At 60.8% G+C, this 25,584-nt stretch carries 25 protein-coding genes and 1 tRNA gene; 15 read left to right on the top strand and 11 right to left on the bottom strand.

Translation table 11 applies throughout. The features are described from left to right. The first annotated feature begins 272 nt into the window (after nt 1-272). The 3 genes from ACQY6C_RS10705 to ACQY6C_RS10695 all read left to right on the top strand — a co-directional run bounded on the left by ACQY6C_RS10705 (nt 273) and on the right by ACQY6C_RS10695 (nt 3,439). Nucleotides 273-1,325 carry an aspartate carbamoyltransferase catalytic subunit gene (locus tag ACQY6C_RS10705; protein ID WP_427968577.1) on the top strand — a complete coding sequence of 351 codons (1,053 nt, stop codon included), beginning with the start codon at nt 273-275 and terminating at the stop codon, nt 1,323-1,325. Beyond that, nucleotides 1,322-2,551 (top strand): dihydroorotase, encoded by a 1,230-nt coding sequence (locus ACQY6C_RS10700; RefSeq protein ID WP_427968566.1) that lies wholly within the window; start codon nt 1,322-1,324, stop codon nt 2,549-2,551. Before ACQY6C_RS10705 ends, ACQY6C_RS10700 begins: the two co-directional genes overlap by 4 nt. A 72-nt stretch (nt 2,552-2,623) precedes the next feature. Next, on the top strand, nt 2,624-3,439 hold the full coding sequence (locus ACQY6C_RS10695) for a hypothetical protein (RefSeq protein WP_427968565.1): 816 nt from the start codon (nt 2,624-2,626) through the stop codon (nt 3,437-3,439). A 70-nt stretch (nt 3,440-3,509) separates the two neighbouring features. On the opposite strand, the gene ACQY6C_RS10690 is transcribed toward ACQY6C_RS10695, so the two are convergent. The 3 genes from ACQY6C_RS10690 to ACQY6C_RS10680 are packed head-to-tail and all read right to left on the bottom strand — an operon-like array spanning nt 3,510 to nt 6,124. Next, entirely contained in the window at nt 3,510-4,856 is a 1,347-nt protein-coding gene (locus ACQY6C_RS10690; protein WP_427968563.1) for a tetratricopeptide repeat protein, read from the bottom strand. Between the two features lie 44 nt (nt 4,857-4,900). Further along, nucleotides 4,901-5,389 (bottom strand): hypothetical protein, encoded by a 489-nt coding sequence (locus ACQY6C_RS10685; protein ID WP_427968562.1) that lies wholly within the window; start codon nt 5,387-5,389, stop codon nt 4,901-4,903. A gap of 15 nt (nt 5,390-5,404) precedes the next feature. Then, nucleotides 5,405-6,124: an AAA family ATPase gene (locus ACQY6C_RS10680; RefSeq protein WP_427968560.1), complete on the bottom strand. Its 720-nt coding sequence runs from the start codon at nt 6,122-6,124 to the stop codon at nt 5,405-5,407. Nucleotides 6,125-6,346: 222 nt separating this feature from the next. On the opposite strand from ACQY6C_RS10680, the gene ACQY6C_RS10675 reads away from it, so the two are divergent. The 5 genes from ACQY6C_RS10675 (at nt 6,347) to ACQY6C_RS10655 (ending at nt 10,369) form a co-directional block, all read left to right on the top strand. Next, nucleotides 6,347-7,435, top strand: coding sequence for an SPOR domain-containing protein (locus ACQY6C_RS10675; RefSeq protein WP_427968558.1), 1,089 nt, complete (start codon nt 6,347-6,349; stop codon nt 7,433-7,435). Nucleotides 7,436-7,491: 56 nt separating this feature from the next. Then, a complete protein-coding gene (locus ACQY6C_RS10670; protein WP_427968557.1) occupies nt 7,492-8,808 on the top strand; it encodes a DUF418 domain-containing protein in 1,317 nt (438 codons plus the stop codon). Nucleotides 8,809-8,918: 110 nt separating this feature from the next. Further along, entirely contained in the window at nt 8,919-9,107 is a 189-nt protein-coding gene (locus tag ACQY6C_RS10665; RefSeq protein WP_427968555.1) for a (2Fe-2S)-binding protein, read from the top strand. A 128-nt stretch (nt 9,108-9,235) separates the two neighbouring features. Beyond that, on the top strand, nt 9,236-9,721 hold the full coding sequence (gene bfr, locus ACQY6C_RS10660; protein ID WP_427968553.1) for a bacterioferritin: 486 nt from the start codon (nt 9,236-9,238) through the stop codon (nt 9,719-9,721). Nucleotides 9,722-9,901: 180 nt separating this feature from the next. Beyond that, a complete protein-coding gene (locus tag ACQY6C_RS10655; RefSeq protein ID WP_427968551.1) occupies nt 9,902-10,369 on the top strand; it encodes a hypothetical protein in 468 nt (155 codons plus the stop codon). A gap of 57 nt (nt 10,370-10,426) precedes the next feature. Here the strand turns inward: ACQY6C_RS10655 and ACQY6C_RS10650 are convergent, their stop codons facing one another. From ACQY6C_RS10650 to ACQY6C_RS10635, 4 genes are read right to left on the bottom strand one after another with little or no spacing between them, the layout of a single operon-like run. Next, nucleotides 10,427-10,930: a DUF2721 domain-containing protein gene (locus tag ACQY6C_RS10650; RefSeq protein ID WP_427968549.1), complete on the bottom strand. Its 504-nt coding sequence runs from the start codon at nt 10,928-10,930 to the stop codon at nt 10,427-10,429. Nucleotides 10,931-10,944: 14 nt separating this feature from the next. Continuing rightward, nucleotides 10,945-12,330: a ribosome biogenesis GTPase Der gene (gene der, locus ACQY6C_RS10645; protein WP_427968548.1), complete on the bottom strand. Its 1,386-nt coding sequence runs from the start codon at nt 12,328-12,330 to the stop codon at nt 10,945-10,947. A gap of 54 nt (nt 12,331-12,384) precedes the next feature. Beyond that, complete coding sequence (locus ACQY6C_RS10640; RefSeq protein ID WP_427968546.1) at nt 12,385-12,669, bottom strand: DUF3297 family protein; 285 nt, start codon at nt 12,667-12,669, stop codon at nt 12,385-12,387. Between the two features lie 38 nt (nt 12,670-12,707). Next, nucleotides 12,708-12,878, bottom strand: a complete 171-nt coding sequence (locus tag ACQY6C_RS10635) for a hypothetical protein (protein WP_427968545.1) — start codon at nt 12,876-12,878, stop codon at nt 12,708-12,710. A gap of 152 nt (nt 12,879-13,030) precedes the next feature. Between ACQY6C_RS10635 and ACQY6C_RS10630 the strand changes: the two genes are divergently transcribed. From ACQY6C_RS10630 to ACQY6C_RS10620, 3 genes are all read left to right on the top strand, one after another. Continuing rightward, nucleotides 13,031-13,115 (top strand) — tRNA-Leu (locus ACQY6C_RS10630). Between the two features lie 61 nt (nt 13,116-13,176). Next, nucleotides 13,177-14,766 carry a trigger factor gene (gene tig, locus ACQY6C_RS10625; protein ID WP_427968543.1) on the top strand — a complete coding sequence of 530 codons (1,590 nt, stop codon included), beginning with the start codon at nt 13,177-13,179 and terminating at the stop codon, nt 14,764-14,766. A 141-nt stretch (nt 14,767-14,907) separates the two neighbouring features. Beyond that, the gene (locus tag ACQY6C_RS10620) at nt 14,908-15,552 is read left to right on the top strand and encodes a hypothetical protein (protein WP_427968542.1); all 645 of its coding nucleotides are present in this window, start codon (nt 14,908-14,910) and stop codon (nt 15,550-15,552) included. 6 nt (nt 15,553-15,558) lie between these two features. Here ACQY6C_RS10620 and ACQY6C_RS10615 read toward each other — a convergent pair whose 3' ends face one another. Together ACQY6C_RS10615 and ACQY6C_RS10610 are read right to left on the bottom strand one after the other, a co-directional pair. Beyond that, on the bottom strand, nt 15,559-17,058 hold the full coding sequence (locus ACQY6C_RS10615) for an amidase (protein WP_427968540.1): 1,500 nt from the start codon (nt 17,056-17,058) through the stop codon (nt 15,559-15,561). 39 nt (nt 17,059-17,097) lie between these two features. Beyond that, nucleotides 17,098-19,209 (bottom strand): TonB-dependent receptor plug domain-containing protein, encoded by a 2,112-nt coding sequence (locus ACQY6C_RS10610; RefSeq protein ID WP_427968538.1) that lies wholly within the window; start codon nt 19,207-19,209, stop codon nt 17,098-17,100. Nucleotides 19,210-19,560: 351 nt separating this feature from the next. On the opposite strand from ACQY6C_RS10610, the gene ACQY6C_RS10605 reads away from it, so the two are divergent. The 4 genes from ACQY6C_RS10605 to ACQY6C_RS10590 all read left to right on the top strand — a co-directional run bounded on the left by ACQY6C_RS10605 (nt 19,561) and on the right by ACQY6C_RS10590 (nt 23,936). Further along, nucleotides 19,561-21,279, top strand: coding sequence for a methyl-accepting chemotaxis protein (locus tag ACQY6C_RS10605; protein WP_427968536.1), 1,719 nt, complete (start codon nt 19,561-19,563; stop codon nt 21,277-21,279). Between the two features lie 114 nt (nt 21,280-21,393). Then, the gene (locus ACQY6C_RS10600) at nt 21,394-22,098 is read left to right on the top strand and encodes an ATP-dependent Clp protease proteolytic subunit (protein WP_427968534.1); all 705 of its coding nucleotides are present in this window, start codon (nt 21,394-21,396) and stop codon (nt 22,096-22,098) included. A 179-nt stretch (nt 22,099-22,277) separates the two neighbouring features. Next, nucleotides 22,278-23,549, top strand: coding sequence for an ATP-dependent Clp protease ATP-binding subunit ClpX (clpX, locus tag ACQY6C_RS10595; protein ID WP_427968532.1), 1,272 nt, complete (start codon nt 22,278-22,280; stop codon nt 23,547-23,549). Between the two features lie 9 nt (nt 23,550-23,558). Further along, nucleotides 23,559-23,936: a YybH family protein gene (locus ACQY6C_RS10590; protein WP_427968530.1), complete on the top strand. Its 378-nt coding sequence runs from the start codon at nt 23,559-23,561 to the stop codon at nt 23,934-23,936. Here ACQY6C_RS10590 and ACQY6C_RS10585 read toward each other — a convergent pair. Both ACQY6C_RS10585 and ACQY6C_RS10580 read right to left on the bottom strand, forming a co-directional pair. Then, entirely contained in the window at nt 23,933-24,427 is a 495-nt protein-coding gene (locus tag ACQY6C_RS10585) for a GFA family protein (protein ID WP_427968528.1), read from the bottom strand. The two genes, ACQY6C_RS10590 and ACQY6C_RS10585, sit on opposite strands and share 4 nt — an antisense overlap. Nucleotides 24,428-24,442: 15 nt before the next feature. Further along, nucleotides 24,443-25,381 carry a cation diffusion facilitator family transporter gene (locus ACQY6C_RS10580; RefSeq protein WP_427968527.1) on the bottom strand — a complete coding sequence of 313 codons (939 nt, stop codon included), beginning with the start codon at nt 25,379-25,381 and terminating at the stop codon, nt 24,443-24,445. Between the last annotated feature and the right edge of the window lie 203 nt (nt 25,382-25,584).

Raw genomic sequence — 25,584 nt, 5'->3', positions numbered from 1 at the left:
TGGGTTGAGCGACTGACCTGACTCGTTCAACGGCGTGCTGGTTCGATTCAGGGAAGTGAAAAACGCGATTTCCTACTGGACGGTTGGTTAAATCCAACTTAGGGGGCTTTTCCATGCAAAATCTGATTCGCGAGATCGAACAATTCTGCCTTCGCAACGATATTTCAGAAACGCGATTTGGCGAACTGGCGCTCAATGACAAGCCTTTCGTATCGCAGCTAAAATCGGGCCGTGACCTGCGCAGTAGCACTGCCGCGAAACTGCGCAAGTTCATGGCAGACTATGAATCTGGCGACGCTGCGCCGCCGACAGGTTCTGGCCGCTATCCAGCGGGCAAATTCGCCTTTCCGCATCGCGATCTCCTGGGCATTGCACAACTCGAACGGCACGAGATCATGTATCTGCTCGACGAGGCTGAACCCTGGGTTGAGCTCAACCGGCAGAGTTCCAAACATAGCGATACGCTGTCCGGTCTCACCATCATCAACGCCTTCTTCGAGAACTCGACCCGCACGCTTCTGTCGTTCGAAATCGCGGGCAAGCGTCTGGGCGCAGACGTGGTCAACATGCATGCGGCGCAATCCAGCGTGAAGAAGGGCGAAACGCTGATCGACACTGCCATCACGCTCAACGCGATGCGGGCCGATGCGATCGTGATCCGGCACGGATCGAGCGGCGCGGTGGAACTGATCGGCAGCAAGGTCGACTGCCCGGTGCTCAATGCGGGTGATGGACAGCATGAACACCCGACACAGGCTTTGCTCGATGCGCTGGCGCTGCGCCATGCCTTGCGCAAGCGGGGCGAGGCGGCGGAAGACTTCACCGGGCTGACGGTGACGATTTGCGGCGACATTCTGCACAGCCGTGTGGCACGCTCCAACGTGCTGTGCCTGCAGGCTCTGGGTGCCACTGTGCGGCTCTGTGCGCCGCCTGCGTTGATGCCGGTTGGTATCGAAGCCATGGGGGCATTGCCGTTCCATGATTTTGACGCGGCGCTGGCAGGCAGCGACGTGGTGATGATGCTGCGCCTCCAGACCGAGAGGATGCAGGGGCAGTTCATTCCTTCGGCGCGCGAGTATCACCGCCTTTACGGCCTCACCATGGACCGCCTGAAGCGCGCCGCGCCCGATGCGCTGGTGATGCACCCCGGCCCGATGAATCGCGGAGTCGAGATCGACAGCGAAGTTGCCGACATGCTCGACCGTTCGATCATCACCCGGCAGGTCGAAATGGGGGTGGCAATTCGCATGGCGTGCCTCGACATCCTCACGCGGAGCGCGCGCGGTGTCGAAGGCTGGGCTGACAATGGGGAGGGCAGGCAATGAAACAGCTTCGCCCTCTTTCCATCACCAACGGCAGGCTGATCGCACCGAACGGTCTGGTCGCCGGTGGGATTCGCTGTTGCAATGGCGAAATCACCGCTGTCGGTGACACCCAACCGCAAGATGGTGACGAGACCATCGACGCAAAGGGGCGGGTGATTGCGCCCGGTTTGGTCGATTTCGGGGTCTTCGCGGTCGACAAGCCCGCGTTCCATTTTGGCGGAATTACGCGAGCGGCTCTGATGCCCGACCAGTCAGATCCGATCGATCTGCCAAGCCGGGTCAGCTACATTGCCAAGAGCGGCAAGCCCGATCTCTGGGTCCATCCGCTTGCCGCTGCGACACGCGCGCTGGAAGGGCGCGAACTGGCCGAGATCGGCCTGATGAAAGAGGCCGGCGCGCGCGGAGTCGCGACCGGGCGCCGATGGATCGCGGATTCGGGCGCTATGCTGCGATTGTTGCAATATGCCGCGATGCTCGACCTGGTGGTCGTCACCCACGCGGAAGATGGCGGACTGGCAGGCGAAGCAGCGGCCACCGCCGGTGAAATGGCGACGCGGCTCGGCTTGCCCAGCGCACCTGCCGAGGCCGAAGCCCTGGCCGTCGCGCGAGACATCGCGCTGGCGGAAATGACCGGTGCCCGGCTCCACTTGCGGCAAGTGACTACGCGACAGGCGATCGATCTTGTCCGCACAGCCAAGGCCAGAGGGGTTAACGTGACTGCGGGCGTGACGCCGGCGCATTTCATGCTGTCAGACCTTGCGCTGGCAGGCTTCACGACTTTTTCCCGTCTTTCCCCTCCCTTGCGGAGCGATGATGACCGGCAGGCCGTGATCGCCGGCATTGCCGACGGCACGATCGATGTGATCGCATCGGGTCACGATCCGCGCGGGCCGGAAGAGAAGCGGCTACCATTTTCGGATGCGGCAGAAGGAATGGCCGGGGCCGAAACCCTGCTCGCCATGACGCTGACTCTGGTGCGCGATGAGGTGATCGATCTTGCTCGCGCATTCGAACTGCTGGCTGGCACGCCTGCGCGCTTGCTTGGTGTCGATGCTGGGAGGCTGGAAGCTGGATTTGAAGCCGATATCGCACTGATCGATCCCGATAAGCCGTGGGTCGTGGACCGGCGCAAGATGGAAGCCACCGCGGGCAACACGCCCTTCGACAGGCAACCGACGCAGGGCCGCGTGACTGCGCTTTTCAAGGGTGGAGTACGCGTCGCCTGAGCGAGCGACTCCCAATTCACAGATCGGGCGTGTAAGAGGGGCTGGGTCGCCTTCCTTTCAGGGAGAGGGGACATGGCTTCACACAATCTGGCTCAGCCATCTGCCGATGCAGCGGTGGTTACGACTGACCTTACCGGTTTCATCGATCGGTGGATCTACGTCTTTATGGCCGTACTGCTGATTACATTGATACTCATCGGGTTCGTCCCCGATTCCATCGGAAAACTGGCTGCAGTGGATGCGGGCCAGCGCCCACAGTTTCCTGTCGCGATGCACGTTCACGCCGTGCTGATGGGCAGTTGGATGCTTCTCCTGCTTACGCAAACCACGCTGATGGCGACCGGGCGCAAGCAATGGCACATGCAGCTCGGCATTATGGGAATGGTGCTTGCTCCAATGTTGGTTGTGGCAGGCCTTGTGCTTGTTCCGACGAACCTGGGGGCTTTCATTGCATTCGCCGCCGATGCTCCTTCCGACGTGCAGGCGCAGGTCGACGGATTTCTCTATTACATGACCGATATCGCGCTGATCCAGATTAGGGCAGGAGTGAGCTTCCTCTTGCTCGTATTCCTGGCACTGCGTGCGAGAAAGCGGGATTCGCAGCTTCACAAGAGGCTGATCATCCTCGCAACGATTGTGCCGATCCCGGCAGCGCTGGATCGAATGACCTTCCTCTACACTTCATTGCCTGAATCGACATTGACGGTCGAATTGTGGCCGCTGTTCGTAATCGCACCGATGTTCCTGTGGGATCTCTACCGGCAGAAGAAAATCCACCGCGCCTACTGGATCTACGCGGCGATCATGGTGCCCGGTGCAATCATCACCAGCCTGCTCTGGGGATCCCCCTGGTGGCATGAGTTCGCGCCACAATATCTCTTCGGCTAAAAGAACGCCCCCGGAGCCCGAAGGCGCCGAGGGCAGTCTCGCTGAAGTTATCTTCTGAGAGAGAGTGGGTTTAGCGTGAAGCCACCCGCACTGCGCTGTCGATGGCGCCCGGCAGCGGGCGGCCTTCTGCGTAGGCGAAGCAGCCGTTGCCGGAAGCCTTGACGGTGCCGCACATGGTGCGGGCGCCGTTTGCAGCGAAGCCATTGGCTGACACGCGGTAATAGGTCTTGCCGCGCACCTTGGCCTCCGTGATGACCAGATCGTGGTCCGAAAGCTGCGGGAAGCGCTTCTGGTAGATGCCCCAGGCGCGCTCGGCGTTCTCGCGGCTCGAAAAGCTGCCGAGCTGGACGAGGTGCGTATCGCCAGCAAGCGCCATGCGGCGCTGCGACGACCTGGCAGCGATGCGCGAACGTGCGCGCGGTTTGCTCTGCGGCTCGACATAGCCGGCCGGAATGGCCTGGACGACTTCGTTCGATACGAAGCGCGACTTGCCGGGTTCGGCGGCGCTCGGTTCGGTCGCCGCGAAGGCGTGGTCGAAGCTATCGGGGGCGGGTGCGAAGGGCACCTCGCCCGAATTGTCTTCGACCGGCTGGACAAGCGCGAATTGCGGATCGTCGCCTTCACTGGACTGATCGGCTGGAACCTGCGCGGCGGCTTCGGCCACCATCGTTTCCTGCGACGGGAAGTTCGAAAGCGCGAGCTGCGCCGGTTGTCCCGAATCCTGGGCCGCATCGACCTGCAGCAGGGCGGCGACACGATACTGGAAATATTCCGGACGCGACAATTCGGCCCATTCGCCGATGCGATCGTTGACCTGATCGGCAGGTACGTCCTCGGCCGCCATTACGCGGGCCGCACGCCAATTGCCCTGCAGGGCATAGGCATAGGCCAGGTTCTGGCGCACCTTGGGGGTGTTCTCACCGGCGCGTAGCGCATTGGAAAGGACATGCACGCCCCGGTCAGGCTGACCTGCCAGTGCGATTGCCAGGCCGTAATCGGCCGGATCGATATTGCCTTCCCACTGCTCGAGCACCGAAACGGCATTGGCATTGTTGCCCAATGCGGCTTCTGCCAGCGCATAGCTCAGCACAGTGCGCGGGTCGCTATCGCCCAGTTCCAGCGCGTCACTGAAGGCAGTTGCAGCCGACTGGAAACGACCGGCTTCAAGATAGGCTGCACCCAGCAGCGCGCGATATCCCGCGTTGCGCGGCTCTGCCAGGACGGCGGATTCCGCATGGGTGACGGCCTTGTCGGCCTTGCCATTTGTAAGCGCGACCTGCGCCTTGCTGATCGAGGTTTCCGCGCGCGGAGCGGCATTGGTGGTGCAGCCCGTCAGCGCAATGCTGGCCAGCGCGGTGGTGACGACCAAAGATACCTTTGGCCCGATCCGGTTCTTTTTGCTTGCGGTGCGACTCATTGTCTGTCCCCCTCAATCAGCGAATTCGTTCAGCGAGCGATCCGTCACGTCCGCTTCATCTTTGCGGCGAGCGAATCGAGATCTTCAATTTCGGAAAGCAACCCGTCGAGCGCGTCGGTTACGAGCTGCTGTGCGCTGCATCCCTTGATGGTGGAAGCAAGGCGCAGTTTCAGGTGACGCTCGGCGTCGAGACGCAGCGTGAATGCGGCGCGCTTTCCACGTCCCAGGGCGCTGCGGCGCTTGGCCGGTCTGGGCTCTGGGCTGTTGTCCTGTTCGAACTGTTCGACAAGAACCTTGTGCTGCTTGCGCACCACCGGTTCCGCAATCTTGAAATCGGCTGGTTTCAGCCGAACGACGTCGGCACCCGTTGTGGCAGGTACGTCATCGTGTCCCATGTCGTTCCAGCCCAGATCTTCAAGATGTGCAGGCGAAGCGTCGGGAATTGGGGCCAATTGCGGGCGCATGGCCGGTTTGGCTCCACCCTTGCGCGCCAGCAGGGTTGGACTCAGTGAGGCAAAGCTGGCTTCTGACATGACCGGACGAGCTCCTTATTGGGCAACGCGGCGGCCAAAGCCACCACCCGGGCGATTCGCTGCTCCGGGAAGCTGAGCTTGCGAATTCGGCGCCGCAAACACTGTGCGGCGGAAGTTCTTCTCGAGCCGGTCGGAGATGTAATTCCAAAGCGCTGTCATTTCGGCGGCGCTGCGGCCTTCCGGATCCACTTCCATCACGGTGCGGCCGTCGATCATCGAGGCGGCAAAATCGGTCCGGTGGTGGAGCGTGATCGGAGCAACCGTGCCGTGCTGAGAAAGCGCGACGGCAGCTTCGGATGTGATCTTGGCTTTGGGCGTCGCGGCGTTCACCACGAAGACCAGCGGCTTGCCAGCTCGTTCGCAAAGATCGACCGTAGCACCCACTGCGCGCAGATCGTGCGGGCTGGGACGCGTCGGGACGACGATCAACTCGGCAACCGAGATCACCGACTGGATAGCCATGGTGATTGCCGGAGGCGTGTCGATAACCGCAAGCTTGAAGCCCTGCTGACGCAGGACCTGAAGATCGTTCGCAAGGCGGGCAACAGTGGTCTGGGCGAAGGCGGGATATTCCGCTTCACGCTCGTTCCACCAGTCTGCCAGCGAACCCTGCGGGTCAATGTCGATAAGTACAACCGGGCCTGCGCCAGCGCGCTGAGCCTGGACGGCGAGATGCCCTGACAAGGTAGTCTTGCCCGATCCGCCTTTTTGCGATGCCAATGCTAGTACACGCAACGCCTTGGTCCCCCTGGTTAGGCCAACATCCATCCGCGAAATTGCGGCTCTGGAGAACGGGATCGCAGGATACCCCTAATATAGGGTTAACGAGTGGCTTTTCCGGTGCTTGCGGGTAGCAACCATTTCCTAACGGCTGATTCACTATAGGCGCCGGCGAGTGCCCGCGGGATGGGCGGACGAAGGGGAATGAGAGTGCAAGTCGATTGCGCAAGACGAATATTGTTTGCCGCAGCCGGAGCGCTGGCAATAGGCGCTGCCGTGCCAGCGCTGGCCAATGTAAAGGACGGCGTCGATGCCTGGTCGCGCGGCGATTATGTGGCGGCAGTGGCCGAGTGGAAGGGCCCGGCATCCAAGGGCGATGCCGATGCACAGTTCAATCTGGCGCAGGCCTATCGCCTCGGTCACGGTGTCGAACCCGATATGGCCAAAGCGCGCGAACTCTATGAACGGGCCGCAGTGCAGGGGCATATCAAGGCAGCGGACAATTACGGGCTGATGCTGTTTCAGGAAGGGCAGCGCCAGCGCGCGATGCCCTATATTGAAGCCGCCGCCGGGCGGGGCGATCCGCGCGCGCAATATGTTCTGGGTCTTTCGCACTTCAACGGTGAATTAGCCGAAAAGAACTGGGTTCGCGCATATGCGCTGGTCTCACTGGCGCAGGCGTCAGGCCTTCCGCAGGCGACGGGCGCACTTCAACAGATGGATTCCTATATCGCGCTGGAAGACCGCCAGCGTGCGCAATTGCTGGCCGCCGACATCAAGCGGCAAAGCGATGCGCAGCGGGCAGCTCAATTCGCTTCGGCTGATCTTGGCGATGGCCCGGCGGCGCAGGTTACTGCTTCAGCTCCGACCCGCGTTCCGCGCCCTGTCGCCCAGCTCCCGGTTCCTCCGTCGAGCGCCGCTGCGTCAATCCCGGCATCGAATCCAGCCACTGCCGGGGCGGATTATGCACGACCCAAGGGAGCAGTGCTTGTCGCCGGATCGATTGCGCCCAGGCCAGCGCCGGCTACCGTCGCTTCCACGCCTGCGCCGGCAGTCACCGCGCCTGCTCGCCCCGCGCCAGCAGAGATTGCCGCAAGTGGTCCATGGCGCATCCAGCTTGGGGCCTTCGGAGTGAAGGGCAATGCGGAGCGGTTGTGGAACAAGCTCTCAAGCCGTGCGGAACTTGCCGGCAAGCGCCAGATTCTCTCCCCGGCTGGTCGGTTGACCAAGCTGCAGGCAGGCGGCTGGGCAAAAAGGGCCGATGCGCAGGCAGTTTGCACAAGACTCAAGTCGCAAGGGCAGGCCTGTATCGTTGTTGGCGGCTGATCCTGCTTATTGTTGAGACTTCCCTTGCCCAAATCCGCTGCTAAGCTCCGGATTCTATGGGGGAGGGTAAGGCGGTGACAGGCGAAAATCTCACAGGTGCTGGCGTTGCTGCGGCAACACCTGACCAGGAGGAAGTAACCCCTTCAGGCATTTCCGGAAGAATCGGTTCACTCGATTTCATCCGCGGGATTGCTGTGATGGGAATCCTCTTCGCCAATATTACCGCGTTCGGGCATTCCTTCATGGTCTATCTCTGGCCTCCGGCGATGCCGGGCGGCCCGACCGAAGGCGACAAGATCGTCTGGCTGATCCAATATGTCTTCATCGACCACAAGATGCGCGGGCTCTTCACGCTGCTGTTCGGCGCGGGGATGATGCTGTTTGTGGAGAAAGCCTGGGGCCGGGGATCCGGTCGCTGGCTTCAGTTCCGCCGCCTGTTGTGGCTCCTCATGTTCGGGCTCATCCATTTCTATTTCATCTGGTTCGGGGACATCCTGCAACTTTACGCAGTGTGGGGCATTATCGCGCTGCCGATGATGAAGTGGAAGGCGAAGACCCAATTGCTGACCGGGCTCGCCCTCTATGGCCTGGGCACCATTGCGATGGCGGCGATGCTGGGTGGGCAATATTTCATCGCGACCAATCCTGCCGTTGCGGCAAATGTCTCCGAAGAGACACGGACCGAAATCGCCCAGGCGGAAGACAAGGCTCGCAAAGGGATTGAGGAGGATCTCGCGCTTTACCAGCGGGGCAGTTACCCGGATTTTGTCCGTCACCAGATAATCGACGAGACGAAGAAGAACATCGGCGGCCAGGCTTTCGGATTGTTCGAGACGCTCGGCATGATTCTCATGGGCATGGCGCTCTATCGATTCGGCCTGTTCAGCGGCGGGTTCGAGCCGGAAGTCATGCGGTTCTGGGGCTGGACCGGGCTGGTGGGCGGCGCGATCGCTTCGGCTGGTCTGGGCTTGTGGCCCTATCTGGCAGATTTTCCGTTCTTCCTGACGTTCTTCGTGTTCCAGGGCCTCATGATGATTCCTCGCCTCGCCTTTGTGATGGGGCTTCTGACGTTGCTGGTGCTATGGGCGCCACGAGCTACGCAGGGCTGGCTGGGTCAAAGGGTGGTCGCAGTGGGCCGGATGGCCTTCTCGAATTATCTCGGCACATCGATCGTCATGCTGTTCGTCTTCTCTGGCTGGGCGCTGGGCCTCTATGGCAAGCTCCACCGGATCGAACTGTTCGGGATTGTCCTGCTCGCATGGGTCGTCATGCTCGTCTGGTCAAAGCCCTGGCTCGAACGTTTCCGCTTCGGCCCGCTTGAGTGGCTTTGGCGTTGCCTCACTTACTGGAAGCTGTTCTCGATCAGGCGATAGATTGGCGAACTCGACCACTTGTGAACCGGTGAATTCAATTTGCACTTGCTATTGCGAGTGATTCGCATATTTTGCCACTTGCGAATCAGTCGCAGGAGAAGTCGGCCGCCATGTATATCTGTGTCTGCAATGCCATCCGCGAAAGCGAGCTGCGGCGTGTTGCGCGCTATACCACTGGCGATGCAGAGGCTTGCTACGCCGCGCTGGGCAAGCGGCCCGACTGCCGCCAGTGCCTCGACGAAGCCGACATGATCGTGATTGAAGAACGCGAGGCGGCGCGCAAGCCACTTGCCGCCTGACGGCGAACATGCATTTGAGAATCGCTTGCAATTGGCGGAATTCCGCCGTTTTTCGTTCGTTCGGGCCTTGTTATCGCCATGCTCTCGCCGCATAAACTTGCGCCAGTCAGGCAATCTGGAGATGCGGCATGAAGGGCGACGAAAAGGTCATCGAATTTCTCAACAAGGCGCTCACCAACGAACTAACCGCGATCAACCAGTACTGGCTGCACTATCGGGTGCTTGACGATTGGGGCGTGTGCAAACTCGCCGAGTATGAGCGCCACGAATCGATCGACGAGATGAAGCATGCCGATGTGCTGGCGGAGCGTATCCTGTTCCTTGAAGGGCTCCCCAACTTCCAGGCGATCCACAAGCTGAAGGTGGGTGAGACGGTGGAGGAGATCCTCAAGGCCGATCTCGCCGTGGAGATGGAGGCGATCCCGCTGCTCAGGGATGCGATCGAGCATTGCGAGACAGTGCGGGACTACACCAGCCGCGAAATCTTCGAACGCATCCTCGAAAGCGAGGAGGAGCATGTCGACTTCCTCGAGACGCAGTTCGACATGATCGAGCGCATGGGTCTGCAGAACTACGTCCAGCTGCAAAGCAAACCGGCGGGCGAAGGCGACTGAGGCGGATTCGGCAGCTTTCTTCTGGCGGCGTTTAGCGGCCCATTCTTCTCAGCGGTAACCATTTGACTCCCGTCCGGTTCGGGAGCAGCTTCCGCGCCCTGGGGAGACTGGGAGAGAGACCGGGTCGTTCGCCTTCCCATTCATGGGTCGTTTTGCAACCGATGAAGAAGGGAATCCTACATGACGAATCGTCTGAAAGCTTTCGGCCTGGCCATTGTGGCCAGCACAGCCCTGTCACTTGCTGCGCCAGCCTCGGCGCAGTTGCAGGTTTGGGAAGACTATACGCCACAAAAGGAAGTCACCGAACTGACCACGGTGAAGGTCGATGAAGGGCAGCTCGACACCTACCTCGCCGGGCTCAAGGATACCTGGGTCAAGGCCAATGAGATCAGCAAGGAGCTGGGGCAGGTCTCATCCTATGGGATCTATGTCGTGCCTTATGGCGACAATGAGGTGAATCTGATCCTCAGGATCACCTATCCCAACATGGCTGCGCTCGAAGCTGATAAGGCGCAATACGACAAGCTCATGGCCGCCTGGGGCAAGGAAAATAGTGACAAGGCGAACAAGACCGTGATCGAGCTCTACAACAAGATCCGCAAGATCAAGGGCACCTACATGCTGCGCGAGATCAAGATGAACGACTAGCGCACAGAGTGCTCGGAACTTGGGGCGGGGCAGACGCTCCGCCCTTTTCCATTCATCCTATTCCTCGCCGCGTTCGCGCCGCTTGCGCTGCCGGTTGCGATTATGCAGGGCAGCAGTGCGCGTTTCCAGCAGGAACAATGACAGCCCCATGCTGAGGAATCCCATCGTCAGGATCCAGGCGAAAGCGGTGAGTGTGCCGATCTGCGGGCGGATGAAGGCGCTGACGAACAGCAGCGCGATGACCACGCTGATTGTTAGTGCGGCCGCCGTGCTGAACATCACCGCCGCCTGGGCGTAGGATCGCCGCTTCTCAAGGGCCGGGAGATCGTCCAGGGCCGGGCCTGCACGGCCTTCTTCTTCCATCTCGTGGATACGCTCGATCCGGTTGGCGACCCAGATCAGGCGGTTGGTCATGACATTCATGATTGCCCCGATACCCGCCAGCAGGAACGCGGGGGCGAGGCTGATCTGGACGATATGCTGGACGCGCGCAGTGCTGGCGGTCCGTTCGAGCAGGTCGATGGCGAGATTGGTATCGGCGGCGGCTAGCAGGTCCAGCATGGCGGTTCCCTGGATCAATCGCTCTTGAACGGATTTTTGGGGCTCTTGAGCGTCACGCGCACCGGGACGGCATCAAAGCCCAGTTTGGAACGAATGCCGTTGACCAGATAGCGCTCATAGCTCTTGGGAAGCATGTCTAGCCTTGTGCCGAACACCACGAAGCGCGGCGGGCGGGTGCCGACCTGAGTGATATAGCGCAGCTTGATCCGCTTGCCCTTGGGCGCGGGCGGCGGATTGGCCTCGAGCGCGTCGTCGAACCAGCGGTTGAGCGCGGCTGTGGGCACGCGTTTGGACCAGCTCTCGCGGATATCGAATGCAGCGCCCAGCATCGTGTCGAGACCCTTGCCGGTCTTCGCGCTGACGGAGAACAAGGGCAATCCGCGCACCTGCGCCAGCCCATCGTCCAACGCCGCGCGGACGCCGTTGAACAGGGCGCTCGCGTCTTCCGCGATGTCCCATTTATTGATCGCGATCATGAGCGCGCGGCCTTCCTGAAGGACCATGTCGGCGATCTTGAGATCCTGATGCTCCAGGCCCTGGGTGGCATCGAGCAGCAGCACGACCACTTCGGCAAAGTCGATCGCGCGGCGCGCGTCGGCGACCGAAAGCTTCTCCAGCTTCTCGGTCACATTGCGCTTCTTGCGCATTCCCGCCGTGTCGATCAGGCGGATGTCGCGCGTCTCACCGCTTTTCGGATCGGTCCACTTCCAATCGACCGCGATCGAATCGCGCGTGATCCCTGCTTCGGGGCCAGTCAACAGGCGGTCTTCGCCCAACATGCGGTTGATCAGCGTGGACTTGCCCGCGTTGGGCCGCCCGACAATCGCGAGCTTGAGCGGGCCGAGCGGCTTTTCCTCATCCTCGCTCGCGGCGAATTCGGCAGCGGCCTCGGCCGCTTCCGCTTTCGCTCCTACGATCGGCCATAGCGCGCTGAACAGATCGGCCACGCCTTCGCCATGCTCTGCTGACAGCGGCACCGGCTCACCCAGCCCAAGCGAGTAGCTTTCCAGCACGCCGCTTTCGCCAGCGGCACCTTCAGCCTTGTTGGCGACCAGTACCACCGGCACATCCTGCCCGCGCAGCCAGCGTCCGATCTCTTCGTCGAGCGGCGTCAGTCCCGCGCGTGCATCAATGACGAACAACGCGGCGTCGGCACCTTCCAGACTGACCTCGGTCTGTTTGCGCATCCGCCCGGGCAGGGTTTCGGGATCGTCATCCTCCCATCCCGCCGTATCGACGATCGTAAAGGCGAGACCTGCCACATCGGCATCGCCCATGCGGCGATCGCGCGTTACCCCCGGCTGATCGTCGACCAGCGCGAGTTTCTTGCCCACCAGCCGATTGAACAGGGTGGACTTGCCGACATTGGGCCGGCCGATGATGATGACGGTTGGTTTCATAGTGCGGTTGCCAGTTGGCCCTTACGGCAAGGAATGGCAAGCACAGCTATGCCGTCAGCCCTTCTTTGCAACTGGCGGATCGTCGCCCAGGTCTTCGTACCAGGCCTCTACCGGGCCGGAAAGTTTGATCGTCAGGGGTTGGCCCTTGCGGTCCATGGTCTTGCCCGCCTGCACGCGCACCCAGCCTTCGGAAATGCAATATTCCTCGATATCGGTACGCACCCGGTCCTTGAATCGGATGCCGACGCCGCGTTGCAGCTTTTCGCCGTCAAAATGCGGGCTGCGCGGATTGACCGAGAGGTGGTCGGGCGGGGTGTCGTTTGTCTTGTCTTCGCTCATGGCTCGCCCGTTACTTCCACGCGCGCCAATCGGCAACATCAATCGGGCAGAGACGGTGTTTCAGGTGGGCCGCGATCAGGATCGTCGAAATCGGGCTGCGCTGGTTCGAATTCGGGCGGGCTCACTTCCGGCGTTTCCGGCGAAGGAGAGGGAGGTGGGCTCTCTGGCGGTGCGCCGGGATGGATTTCTGGATCAGGTTGCGTGGCCATGTCTGCCTCCAATGTCAGCCGATCCATCAACGATTGAGCGGGGCGTCGTGTTCCTTCTTTGCATCGCAGCGCTTGCCCTTTTGCTCAGCGCCTACTAATGGCGCTCCCCTACACGCGTGCGGTCGCGCCTCACGCGCGGCTTCGTTCGGGTTGCGGGCGTGGCGGAACTGGTAGACGCGCTGGTTTTAGGTACCAGTATCGAAAGATGTGGGGGTTCGAGTCCCTTCGCCCGCACCAAATCCGCTCGGACGTAGCTCGATTATGACGAAATTGTTGAAAAGGCTTCAGTTTTAATCCCATGCAGATCAAGGAAACAGCCAATAAGGGCCTCAAGCGCGCCTACCAGCTCACGATCACGGCGAAGGATATCGCCGACCGGATCGAGGCTGAGGTCAAGAAGATTGCGCCGCAGGTGCGCATGCCCGGCTTCCGTCCGGGCAAGGTGCCGGCGAATCTCGTCAAGAAAATGCATGGCGAGCAGCTGCATTCGCAGACCGTGAACGACGTGATCCGCGAATCGGTCGACCAGCTGATGAAAGACAAGGAACTGCGTCCCGCGATGCAGCCCAAGATCGATCTCGCTGGTGGTTATGAAGAAGGCAAGGATGCCGAGCTTTCAGTCGAGCTGGAGATTCTGCCTGAGGTGCAAGCGCCTTCGACCGATGGGTTGAAGCTCGAAAGGCTGGTGGTCCCCGTTTCCGACGAGGCAGTGGACGAAGCGATCGAAGGGATCGCAGGCCAGAACAAGAGTTACAAGGATGCCGCCAAGACGAAGAAGGCAGCTGACGGCGACCAGATCATCATCGATTTCACTGGCCGCGTCGACGGCGAGGAATTCGAAGGTGGCAAGGCCGAAGATGCTCCGCTGGTGCTCGGTTCGGGCCAGTTCATTCCCGGCTTCGAGGAGCAGCTTACCGGCGTGAAGACCGGCGATGCCAAGACCATCACCGTCACCTTCCCCGAGGATTATCCGGCCGAGAACCTCAAGGGCAAGGAAGCCGAGTTCGACATCACCGTGAAGCAGGTGAAGGTCGAAACCGAAACCAAGGCCGATGACGATTTCGCCAAATCGCTTGGCCTCGAAGGGCTCGACAAGCTCAAGGAATTGATCCGCGGCCAGCTCGAACAGCAGACCGCCGGGCTCACCCGCACGCAGATGAAGCGCCAGCTTCTCGATACTCTGGCCGCCGGTCACGATTTCGAAGTGCCCGAAGGCATGGTGAACGCGGAATTCGAACAGATCTGGGCGCAGCTCCAGCAGGAAGCCGCCAAGGAAGAGAATCCCGAAGAGGCGCTGAAGGAAATCGAAGCCGAGAAGGACGATTACCGTTCGATCGCCGAACGCCGCGTGCGTCTGGGCCTGCTGCTCAGCGAGATCGGCCAGGCCAATGGCGTGGAAGTGACCCAGCAGGAAATGTCCATGCTGATCCAGCAGGCGGCGCAACAGTACCGCCCGGAAGATCGCGAACGCTTCATCCAGTATGTTCAGCAGGAGCCGATGGCTGCTGCACAGCTGCGCGCACCGCTCTATGAAGACAAGGTGGTCGACTTCCTGTTCGACAAGGCGGAGATCACCGAACGCGAAGTGACGCAGGAAGAGCTGGAAGCGGCGATCGAAGCGGACGAGGCCGAGGAAGCCAAGCCCGCCAAGAAGAAGGCGCCGGCGAAGAAGAAGGCTCCGGCCAAGAAGGCCGAGGACAAGAAAGCTCCCGCCAAGAAAGCAGCGGAAAAGAAGCCCGCGGCCAAGAAAGCTCCCGCCAAGAAGGCGGCTGACAAGCCCACGGCAGAGAAGAAGGCCCCGGCCAAGAAGGCGCCCGCGAAAAAGCCTGCTGCCAAGAAGCCTGCTGCAAAGAAGGCACCGGCAAAGAAGGCCGCAGCGAAGGACTGATATCCGCGCATTGCTGTTTCAAAGCCGCCGCGTTCGGGATTGCCGGGCGCGGCGGTTTTGCGTCTGGGCGCTTGAAACCGGGCTTGAGCCAATGGGCCTGATGCTGCATCACCCCTGCCTGTCTTTCGAAGGGGGTATCCGATGAATAAGCGATCCGTGGCAATTCGGTCCTTGCGCTCTGGTGGCCTGATGGCCGCGATTGCCTTGCTGGGTGGCTGTTTCCTTGCCGAGGACGATAATGCCAACCCGATCATTCCCGACGATGCTCTGGCTTATCCGCTGAAGTTCGGTGACGGCCGCGAATGCGAGGAACAGGACGACGGCGAGCTGTCATGCCAGCGCGCCAGCTTCGAAAGGCTGGCCGAAGGCGGCTACAGCATCACCGTGTACCAGGAGATCACCACGGATGAGGATGGTGAGCAAAGCGGCGAGAGCGGCACGACAAGCAGCGAATACAAGTTGCGCGCTCTGCGGGGGGCTGGCGTTCCGGCTGATACATATCTCGTGCAAACCGTCAGCGCGTCGGAAAGGGAACGCTTTCTCGGCTTGTTGAAACGGTCGTCACGCGGCGGCTGGCTCAAGATTTCGCCCAATTGCGACAAACTCTCGCCCGAGGCATTCGTTCGCTTCATGAACCAGGGGTGGTTGCACACCGAGGAAGGGGCAACGCTCGACAGCCTTACCTGCCACATCGTGCGCGACGGTCTCGATGATGCGCGTCTCTACAGCATCCTCAGTTCGACCAAATCGTCTGGCGACAACAAGATCCTGTTTTCCGGCGGCTGACGCGGATCACTCGGCGGGCTGCCACGGCTTGAACGAGGGCGCAGGGAGCTTCGCAGTGCGGGCACGTTCATAAGCAGCGCCCGCCTTCAACACTTCGTGGTCCTGCCACTTTGCACCCATGAAGCTGAGCCCTACGGGTAGCCCCTCGACCGCGCCCATCGGTACAGTCAGGTGAGGATAGCCGGCGATGGCGGGCAATGAGCCCGCCCCGATGTCACCGCCAAAATTGTCGCCATTGACCAGATCCATTGTCCAGGCAGGGCCAACAGTGGGGGCAATCAGGAAGGAGACATCATATTCTGCCATGATCCGGTCGATGCCGTCCTCGCGTGTTGCATGCTGAACCATGGCCAGCGCCTTGCGATAGGCTTCCTCATCCGTAGTCTGGAGCGCCTTTTCGAACAGGTCCTGACCGAACCAGCGCAGTTCCCTATCGCCATGTGCGTAGTTGAATGCGACCAGATCGGTGAGCGTGTCAGGCATGGCGGGATCGGGCAGCGTGGCGAGATAGGCGTTCATATCGCGCCGCAATTCGAACAGCAGTACGGTAAGTGAGTTGGGCCAGAACTCGTCAGGCCAGTCATAGTCGATCGGCACCAGCACAGCGCCCGCGCGCTCCAGGTCCTCCATCGCGCGGTCGAAGAGGGCATCGACCTTTGACCGCGATCCAGCCTGTTTCACCATCACGCCGATGCGCACGCCTCTGAGAGAATATTCGGCGAGGCCCTGAGTGAAGTCGGTCGCATATTTGCCGGCTTCTGCCGTTGCCGGGTCGAGCGGATCGCCGCCTGCTATGGCACTGAGCAGCAGCGCTGCGTCATGGACGCTGTTCGCCATCGGACCGGCAGTGTCCTGCGATGCGCTGATCGGCACCACATGCGTGCGGCTGACCATGCCCACGGTGGGCTTGAATCCGACGATCCCGTTGATGCTGGCGGGGCAAGTGATCGAGCCATTTGTTTCTGTCCCGATCGCCGCCCAGGCCAGGCCGGCCGCGACAGCCGCCCCGCTTCCGGCTGACGAACCGCAGGCGCTGCGGTCGGTCGCATGGGGGTTGCGAGTCAAACCGCCCACGGCGCTCCACCCGCTGGTGGAATTATTGTCGCGAATATTGGCCCATTCAGAGAGATTGGTCTTGCCCAGCACGACTCCACCAGCAGCACGCAGCCGCGTTATCAGCGGTGCGTCACGCCCGGTGGCATTGTCTTTCAGGGCGAGCGATCCCGCCGTCGTCGGCCACTCGCGAGTCTCGATATTGTCCTTCACCAGAATGGTGCGCCCTCCTAAGGGCAGCCCTCCATTCGATGCGTCGCGGGCCTCGCCCGGTGCATTTGGGTTGGTGACGATGACGGCATTCAGCATGGGGCCGGAATCATCGAGCTGCGCGATCAGCGACAACTGGTGATGTGCTGCCGCCTCAGCTGCATTGGGGGACGAGTTTGGCTCGCGCGCGGCAAGCGGTGTGCCGAGCAAGGCGAGGGCGGACAGCAATGCGAGCTTTTTCATGCGCGGCAGACTGCCACCGCTTTGCCCGAATGCCCAGCGTCAAAAATTTCCGCTGATCGAAAGACTGTAGATGGTCGAAACGTCGTAGCGACGGTCTTCGCGGAACAGAATGGGCGAGCGGTCGCGCAAGCCGTCATAGACCGTTCGATTGAAGATCGCTTCGCCGGCAGTCAGGTTGAAGACGTTAAGTGCAACGGTCAGCCCGAAGACGTCCTTGTTCTCGATGAAAGCGCTTGTGTAGAGCGGCCCTTCGTAATTCTTGCCTGTCTCGAACAGGCGGACCGTCTGTTTCTTGTGGCGCCAGTCGAATCCCGCGCCCACAGCCCAGCTTGAATCGGGGATATCCCAGCGCAACTCTCCATTCGCGCGCAGGTTATCGTGATTGCTGACGAAACGCGGCTCACCGGTCAACGGATCGTCAAGGCGCGAATTTTCGGCGATCAGCTCGATATCCAGCTTGGCGCCTTTCCAGCCAACCGGGTCGAAATTGATCGTTGCATTGCCCTTCACGCCCAGCAGGCGGGCATGATCGACATTGCCGCGCGATTCCCCGCCGCCGACCGGAATGAAGTCGATGTAGTCCTCGATGAAATGGGCATAGGCATTAAGGCTCGCCGAACCCCACGGACCCAGCCCGTGTTTGATCTCCAGATCTGCTTCCCAGGCCTGCTGCGGAACGAGGCGGACATTGCCGGCATTCTGATTGTTGAGTTCGAGATTTACCCCTGCCAGGAAATCGCTGAAGGAAAGCTGGCCGACCGTGCGCGCAAGCTTGAACGACAGATCGAGATCGTCGCTGGCCGTCCAGGCCAGGCTGAGCGACCCCTTGGGCCGCTGGAATGTACGGGTCAGGCCTCCCGGTCCGGTTTGCGCCAGCTTGGAATATTCTCCGCCCGCTCCAATCGACAAGGTAAGCCCGGCACCAAGGGAACGCGTGTGAGTGAGAATCGCTTCATAGCGATCCTCGGAAACGCCGCCGGTTCCTTCGGGAAAGTCGATCTCTACCCACGCCCCGGAAGCGTCCAGCTCGGCCAGGGTCGCGGCCTGGTCCAGGCGATTGAAGGCGGCTTCTGCATCCAGCTGCCAATCGCCGCCTGCCATGTTCCAACGATATTCCGCCCTGCCGATCCGTTCGCCACTATCGCGCGACTGGTCGAAAATGAATCCCGTATCGGGGGAGCCGTCGGCATATGTGGTGATCGATGTGGCCGGCCCGGCTCCATGTTCGAAACGCTCGATACCAATCAGTTTCAGGCGGCCCGGGCCGAGCGGAAAGTCGATATCGCCACTGATTTCATAGGAATGGCCGTCGTCGAGATTGGTGAAATCGCGGAAACTGTCGACCCCGGAAATTGAATCGCGGCTCTCGTCATTGGTGAAGCGCGTGTCGCGCAGTTCGAGATTGCCGCTCAGATTGGCGACGACCCCGCCGGGAGAAGTCCATTTGACCGATCCGGAAAGGCTGGGCTGCTCCGCAACATATCTGATCAGCCCGGTCCGCCGTTCGACCAGCTCTCCGGCGCCGTCAAAGATCAGCACACCCCGGCCACCGCCCGCGCCGCCTCTGCTCGGCTGGTTGCCGATCGCCGCGGTCCAATCGAACGCGCCGCTTGATCCGCTTGCCGAAATCTCTCCGCCAATCCAGCTCGGCTTCGCATATTTCGGCCGCACACGGGCTTGATATTCGAAGCGGCCGGATACTGCGCCGCCGCTCGTGATGACGTTTGCGACCTGGCCTGAGAGGCCGGGGATGCCCAGCGCTGCGCCGTCGACAATCTCTATGCGGACCACGCGATCGGCGGATATGCGGCTGAGGCGGGCGATCGTGCCTGAGGACTTGCTGGCCAGCCGTTCACCGTCCAGGAGGACGTTCTCGCGCGTCTGGCCAAGCCCGCGCTCCTCTTCCTGTTCCTTGATAGTGAAGCCGGGCACTTGCCGCAGCATTTCGAGCGCGGTGCGAGGCGCAAATCGATCGAAGAACGCGGCATCATAGCTCTGACCCGCAATTGCGGAGGTGGGGGTCTGCGCCAGTTGATCGGCATTGCCGGAATCTTCATTCGCAAGCGCAGGCGAAGTCAGAGGCAATGTGATCGAGGCGAGCAAGGCGGCGATTGTCGAGCGCGGCGCAATGGCATTGGCATGTAATTTCATGCCTCAGGCATAATTCGATCATGCAGCAGGGCAGGGCCGGATAGACAAGGGACGGCGGCTATCGGATGAACGGCAAAGCCGTTCGACAAACGACATATCAGGCGGACAAACGGCTCGATCCTGTAACCGCCGAGGGCTGAAAGGCGGCTGAGGCACCTTGCGGATCAGACCTATACTTTCGCTTCATCGTTAGCGGTCCGTTTACCAGATCGAACTAACCAGCAAGCAATGTCTGGAAATGTGTAGCCGCACGCCAAGGTATGATAGCGCTACCATTTCTGGGCCGGGAGTTAAGAAACCGGATGGGAAGGGTTTGCTGTGGGTCGCAATTCTAACACTTTGTCCGAGCGCGTGACTGATTTCGTCTACAGAGGCTCGATCATGCGGCAGTCGAAGCTGATTTTTCGCTCGATTGCCGTGCTTGTGCTGTTGCTCGGCCTGGCGGCTCTACTCGGATTCATGCGGATCGAGCAGCGCGCTAACAAGTTGGCGCAGCTAACTGACGTCGCGTTTCTCACCTCTTCGATCAGCCGTTCGATTGTCGTGTCCAAGGATGAGATGGGTGCCTATCGCGCTCGCAATTACGAACCAGAACTCATCGCCAACTCGATTCGCTCTGCGAAGAACGGGCAGGAACTTGCGGGCAAGCTGAAAGTCGCAGCAGGCGAAATCGATTCAGCCTGGCTGCCCATAGTGGAGGAGCTTCAGAGCGATCTGGTTGGCGTCGAGCAGAGGCTGGCTGAAGTGCGCGATGCGCCGCGTTCGATCGTCGAGGAGGAAAGCTTCCTCGGTCCGCGCTACGACTTCATCGACCGGACCAACAACAAGGTCGTGGCGCTTAAGGACGATGCGGCAACGCGCGTTGAGGACGTTTCGAACGAAGGCATCTGGGAAATGCGCGTGGCCATTGTCTCGATGGTGTTCTTTGCCGGCCTTGTGCTTTTCCTTGTCCTTTGGGGGCAGCGCTTCGTGGCCCGGCGCATCGTCAGCCCGGTTACGGAGATCAGTGCCGTGAGCCAGCGGCTTGTCGATGGCGAGGCCAATCTGGCAATCCCGCAATTCGATCGCGATGATGAAATCGGCTCTATGTCGCGGTCGCTCGCCGTCATGCAGACGATTGCCGAAGAACTCGTCGCCAAGGCCAATGAACAGATCGACGCCCAGGCAGAGAAGATCGACGCCCAGGAAGAACGGATCGATGCGCAAAGAGAGCGCGACGAGCGCGTCGCCATGATCCAGTCTCTTGCAGACCGCTTCGAAACCATGGTCGCTCAGGTTGCCAATGAAGTGGCGGCGACCAGCGTTCAGCTCGAGGAAGCGGCGAGGCTCATGAACGAGAATGCCGAGAATTCGTCGGAACGAATCGTCAATGCAACCCGCCTGTTGACCCAGACATCGCAAGGCGTCACCGGCGCGGCGGCGGCGAGCGACGAGTTCGTCATGTCGATCAGCGAAATCAGCCGCCAGGCCGCAACCTCGGCGGAACGCGCCCAGGAAGCCGGCAATGTGGCTCAGGAGGCCGATCGTGCGGTGACCGATCTCGACTCGATGGCGGGGAAGGTCAGCGCCGTGGTCGAACTGATCTCGCGCATCGCACAACGCACCAATCTGCTGGCGCTCAATGCCTCGATCGAAGCGGCGCGCGGCGGCGAGGCGGGACGTGGATTTGCCGTCGTGGCGTCAGAGGTCAAGGAACTGGCCATGCAGACCGCTCGCGCTACGGACGAAGTGGAGGAGCAGATCCGCGCGATCCAGAACAATTCCTCGGCAAGCGCCGGCGCCTTGAGCAGGATTGCAGAGGAAGTGGGCGAACTGCAGACCACCTCAATGTCGATTGCCGCTGCGGTCGATCAGCAGTCGGTGGCGGGGCAGGACCTGGCCCGCAGCATCGACATCGCAGCGCGCCATGCCGAATCCGTATCGGCCGATATGGTGCAGGTGAGCGATATGGCGATGGCAACGGGTACGGCCGCGACACAGGTGCTCGATTCCTGCAAGCGGTTGGGCCAGCAGGCCGATGATCTGCGCACTCAAGTGGGCGAATTCCTGGACCATGTGCGCGCCGCCTGACCGGTCAGCCGAAACAATCTGTCCTCATCGATTGCAGCGAAAGGGTTAATGCCCTTGAACATCGCGTGTGCCGGGCCGACATAGGCCGTCACGCAATTCAACAAGGACGCATCAATGATCGATCTGCTCGGCAATTCCGGCGAAACCTATGGCTCTCAGGGACAGTTCACCCGCGATCCATTGACTGGCGCTCTTGTGCCTGTGGTGGTCGAGCAGACGAGCCGGGGCGAACGCAGCTTTGACATTTTCAGCCGCCTGCTGCGCGAACGCATCGTGTTCGTGACCGGCCAGGTTGAAGACAATATGGCTTCGCTGATCGTGGCCCAGCTGCTGTTCCTCGAAAGCGAAAACCCCTCGAAGCCGATCAGCATGTACATCAACTCGCCGGGCGGCGTGGTGACGGCCGGCATGGCGATCCACGACACGATGCAATACATCAAGCCGCGCGTTTCGACCGTTTGCGTGGGCCAGGCGGCCAGCATGGGCAGCTTCCTGCTGGCGGCGGGCGAGCCGGGTATGCGTATCGCGTTGCCCAATGCACGGATCATGGTCCACCAGCCTTCGGGCGGGGCACGCGGCATGGCATCGGATATCGAGATCCAGGCGCGCGAAATCCTGCGGATCCGCACACGGATGAACGATCTCTACGTCAAATATACCGGCCAGAGCCTGACCGATATCGAGAAGGCGATGGATCGCGATACTTTCCTCGAGGCCGAAGAAGCCATGAAGTTCGGCCTGGTCGACAAGGTGTTCGAGACGCGTCCGGAAGGCGATTCGAGCGATGAGGAAGAAGGATCGGGCGGTGCACCCGAGTAAGGATCGAAGGAATTTTCGACCCCTTGTGAGACATTTACCTTGTCAATGAAGGGCTTGGCCGATTCTTTTCCTGCAACGCGCTGGAAAAGCTGCACCAATATATTGATTCATAAACTTCCCAAGATAGAGTCGGTCGAATCCCGTGGATTTCGGTTGGCGGGTGATGGAAGCGTTAGGATATGACCAAATTGAGCGGAACTGACAGCAAGAGCACTCTCTATTGTAGCTTCTGCGGCAAATCGCAGCATGAGGTGCGCAAGCTTATTGCCGGACCCACCGTGTTCATCTGCGATGAATGCGTGGAGCTGTGCAATGATATCATCCGTGAAGAAACCAAGGCAGGGATCGCTGGCCGCAAGGAAGGCGAAGTCCCCACGCCGCATGACATCTTCCAGACGCTCAACGATTATGTGATCGGGCAGGACCGCGCCAAGCGCGTGCTCTCGGTCGCGGTGCACAACCACTACAAGCGCCTGAAGCATTCGGCCAAGGGCAATGATGTTGAGCTGGCAAAGTCCAACATCCTGCTGGTTGGGCCGACCGGTTCGGGCAAGACCTTGCTGGCGCAGACGCTGGCGCGCACTTTCGACGTGCCCTTCACCATGGCTGACGCCACCACGCTGACTGAAGCGGGCTATGTGGGTGAGGATGTGGAGAACATCATCCTCAAGCTGCTGCAGGCCAGCGACTACAATGTCGAAAAGGCACAGCACGGCATCGTCTATATCGACGAGATCGACAAGATCACTCGCAAGGCGGAAAACCCCTCGATCACACGCGACGTGTCGGGCGAGGGCGTGCAGCAGGCCCTGCTCAAGTTGATGGAAGGCACCACCGCCTCCGTTCCGCCGCAGGGTGGCCGCAAGCATCCGCAGCAGGAGTTCCTGCAGGTTGACACCACCAATATCCTGTTCATCTGCGGCGGCGCTTTTGCCGGTCTGGACAAGATCATTGCCGACCGCTTGCAGAAGCGTTCGATCGGCTTCGGCGCGCATGTGGCCGATCCTGACAAGCGCCGCATTGGCGAACTGCTTGAGAAGGGCGAGCCTGAGGATCTGCTCAAATTCGGACTGATCCCTGAGTTCGTCGGCCGTCTGCCGGTGATCGCGACGCTGCATGACCTCGATGTCGATGCGCTGGTCACGATCCTGCAGGAACCGAAGAACGCACTGGTGAAGCAGTATCACAAGCTGTTCGAGCTTGAGGATGTCGAACTGACATTCCAGGATGACGCTCTGCAGGCGATTGCCGAACGCGCCATCAAGCGCAAGACCGGCGCTCGCGGCCTGCGTTCGATCGTCGAAGGCATTCTGCTCGATACGATGTTCGACCTGCCCGATATGGAGGGCGTGACCGAAATCGTGATCGACAAGGACGTGGTGGAGGGCCGCAAGGAACCAATCCGCGTGCTCGCCAATGACGACGATGCGGCGAAGGAAGAAGCGGCCTAGCTCGTTGGGGTGAGTCTCGCGATTTCACCTGAATTCGCCGAAGAATTCGCGCGAGAATGGGTCGAAGCCTGGAATTCGGGCGATCTTGAGCGCATCCTTTCGCATTATTGCGACGACTTTGAAATGCGCTCTCCGCTTATTGCGGAACGGGGCTGCTCGTCAGACGGTTGCCTGCGGGGCAAGGATGCTATCCGCCCCTATTGGGCAGCCGGGCTCGCCGCAACGCCACCAATCCAGTTTGAGTTGATTGGGGTTCATTGCGGCATCGGCGCCATTGCCATCTGCTACCGCAGTATCGGGCGGGGCAAGATCGTGGTCGAGCGGATCGAGCTGGGTCCAGATGGCAAGGGCATTCGCGCCGAAGCGCTCTATCGCGAAGACTTCTAACCTTCCCCGGCCTTCCTGCGTTCAAGCAGGCTATCGACCCGAGCCACGCGCTCTGGCGGGACGACTTCGCGAATATCGTAATAGGTCTCGAACGCGGGGATGCCTTCGGGTAGCGCGACCCAGGGCATCTTCTCGGACGTGAAGATCACGGCGTCGGGCGTCGTCGATCCGGGCTCGTCCAGCGTACCCACGCGCAACCCCGCGCCAAGGCGCCCAAGGCGCGGATAGTGGCTCCACAGCGCGGTGCCGCATTGGCTGCAACGCATGATGATGTGCGGCCCGCCGCTGCCTGCAGTGACGGTGCTCTCAGACAGTTCCCCCTCGAGCACGGCAATATTCTCGGTCTCGAAGAAGGCGTTGACCACGCTGGTCGACCCGGTCTGGTGCTGACACTGGGTGCAATGGCAATTGTTGACGAAGATCGGCTCGCCGGTGACGCGGTACCGCACATGGCCGCAACCGCAGCCGCCTTCGCGCACGATCGTGCTCATAGTGCCCGTTCCCTTTCAATCATGCGCAGCGTGGCCAAGTCCGCAGCTTTCCCGCGCCGTTTCAATCTGCAGCGTCGTATGGCCGATCCCATGGTCGTGCTCAAGACGGTGGGCAACCTCTTGCAGGAAGGCATCGCCGGGATGGCCTGTTGGCATGACCAGATGCGCGGTGAGGGCGGTCTCCGTCGTGCTCATGGGCCAGATGTGCAGATCGTGCACCGCAGAGACATTGTCGAGGCCCGACAGAAAGCTGCGGACTGCGTTCTCGTCGATCCCGTCGGGAACCGCGTGCAGGCCCATCTTGACGCTATCCTTGGCCAGGCCCCAGGTTCCCCAGGCGATCACCGCCACGATCAACAGACTCGTGACGGGATCGATCCAGACCTGCCCGGTCATGAGAATGACAACACCCGCCACGACCACGCCGACCGATACCAGCGCATCGGCCACCATGTGCAGGAAGGCGCCGCGAATGTTGAGATCCTGCTTGCGCCCACTGATGAAGAGCAGGGCGGTCAATGTGTTGATGACGATGCCGACCCCGGCGACCACGACCATGGTCCATCCCGCAACCGGAGCGGGTTCGATCAGCCGCTGGATCGTTTCGAACAGGATCGCACCGATGGCGATCAGCAGCAGCATGGCATTGGCCAGCGCCGCCAGGATGGTCGAGCTCTTGAGGCCATAGGTGAAGCGTGAAGTCGGGGGTCTCTTGGCCGCGACCGAAGCGCCCCAGGCGATCATCAGGCTGAGCACGTCGGACAGATTGTGTCCGGCATCGGCGACCAGCGCCATCGAGCCGGAAATATATCCGAACACGGCCTCGACCACTACGAAGAAGGTGTTGAGGACCACCCCGATTGCAAAGGCGCGCCCGAAATCGGCCGGTGCGTGGCAGTGGCCATGCCCATTGCCGTGGGAATGGCCGTGGTTGTGATTGTGTGCGTGGCCCAATCCCTACCCCGCTCGCTGTTGTCCCCGCTTGGCCCGTGAGTTGAGCCGGAATCTCGCTCGATATTGCGTTCAATCCTGGGCTTGGCAAGAAAAATACCGCAAAATCAGTATGATATAGCGTATCACAAAATATTATGAGATAACATTACATTAATCTGGGCATGATTCAAGGCCTTGATTATCCGCGGCAAATCTTGCGGGAT

Source organism: Altererythrobacter sp., assembly GCF_050299635.1.
Taxonomy (GTDB): domain Bacteria; phylum Pseudomonadota; class Alphaproteobacteria; order Sphingomonadales; family Sphingomonadaceae; genus Erythrobacter.
The sequence above is the reverse complement of the archived record's forward strand: the minus strand, read 5'-3'. Positions and strand labels throughout refer to the sequence as shown.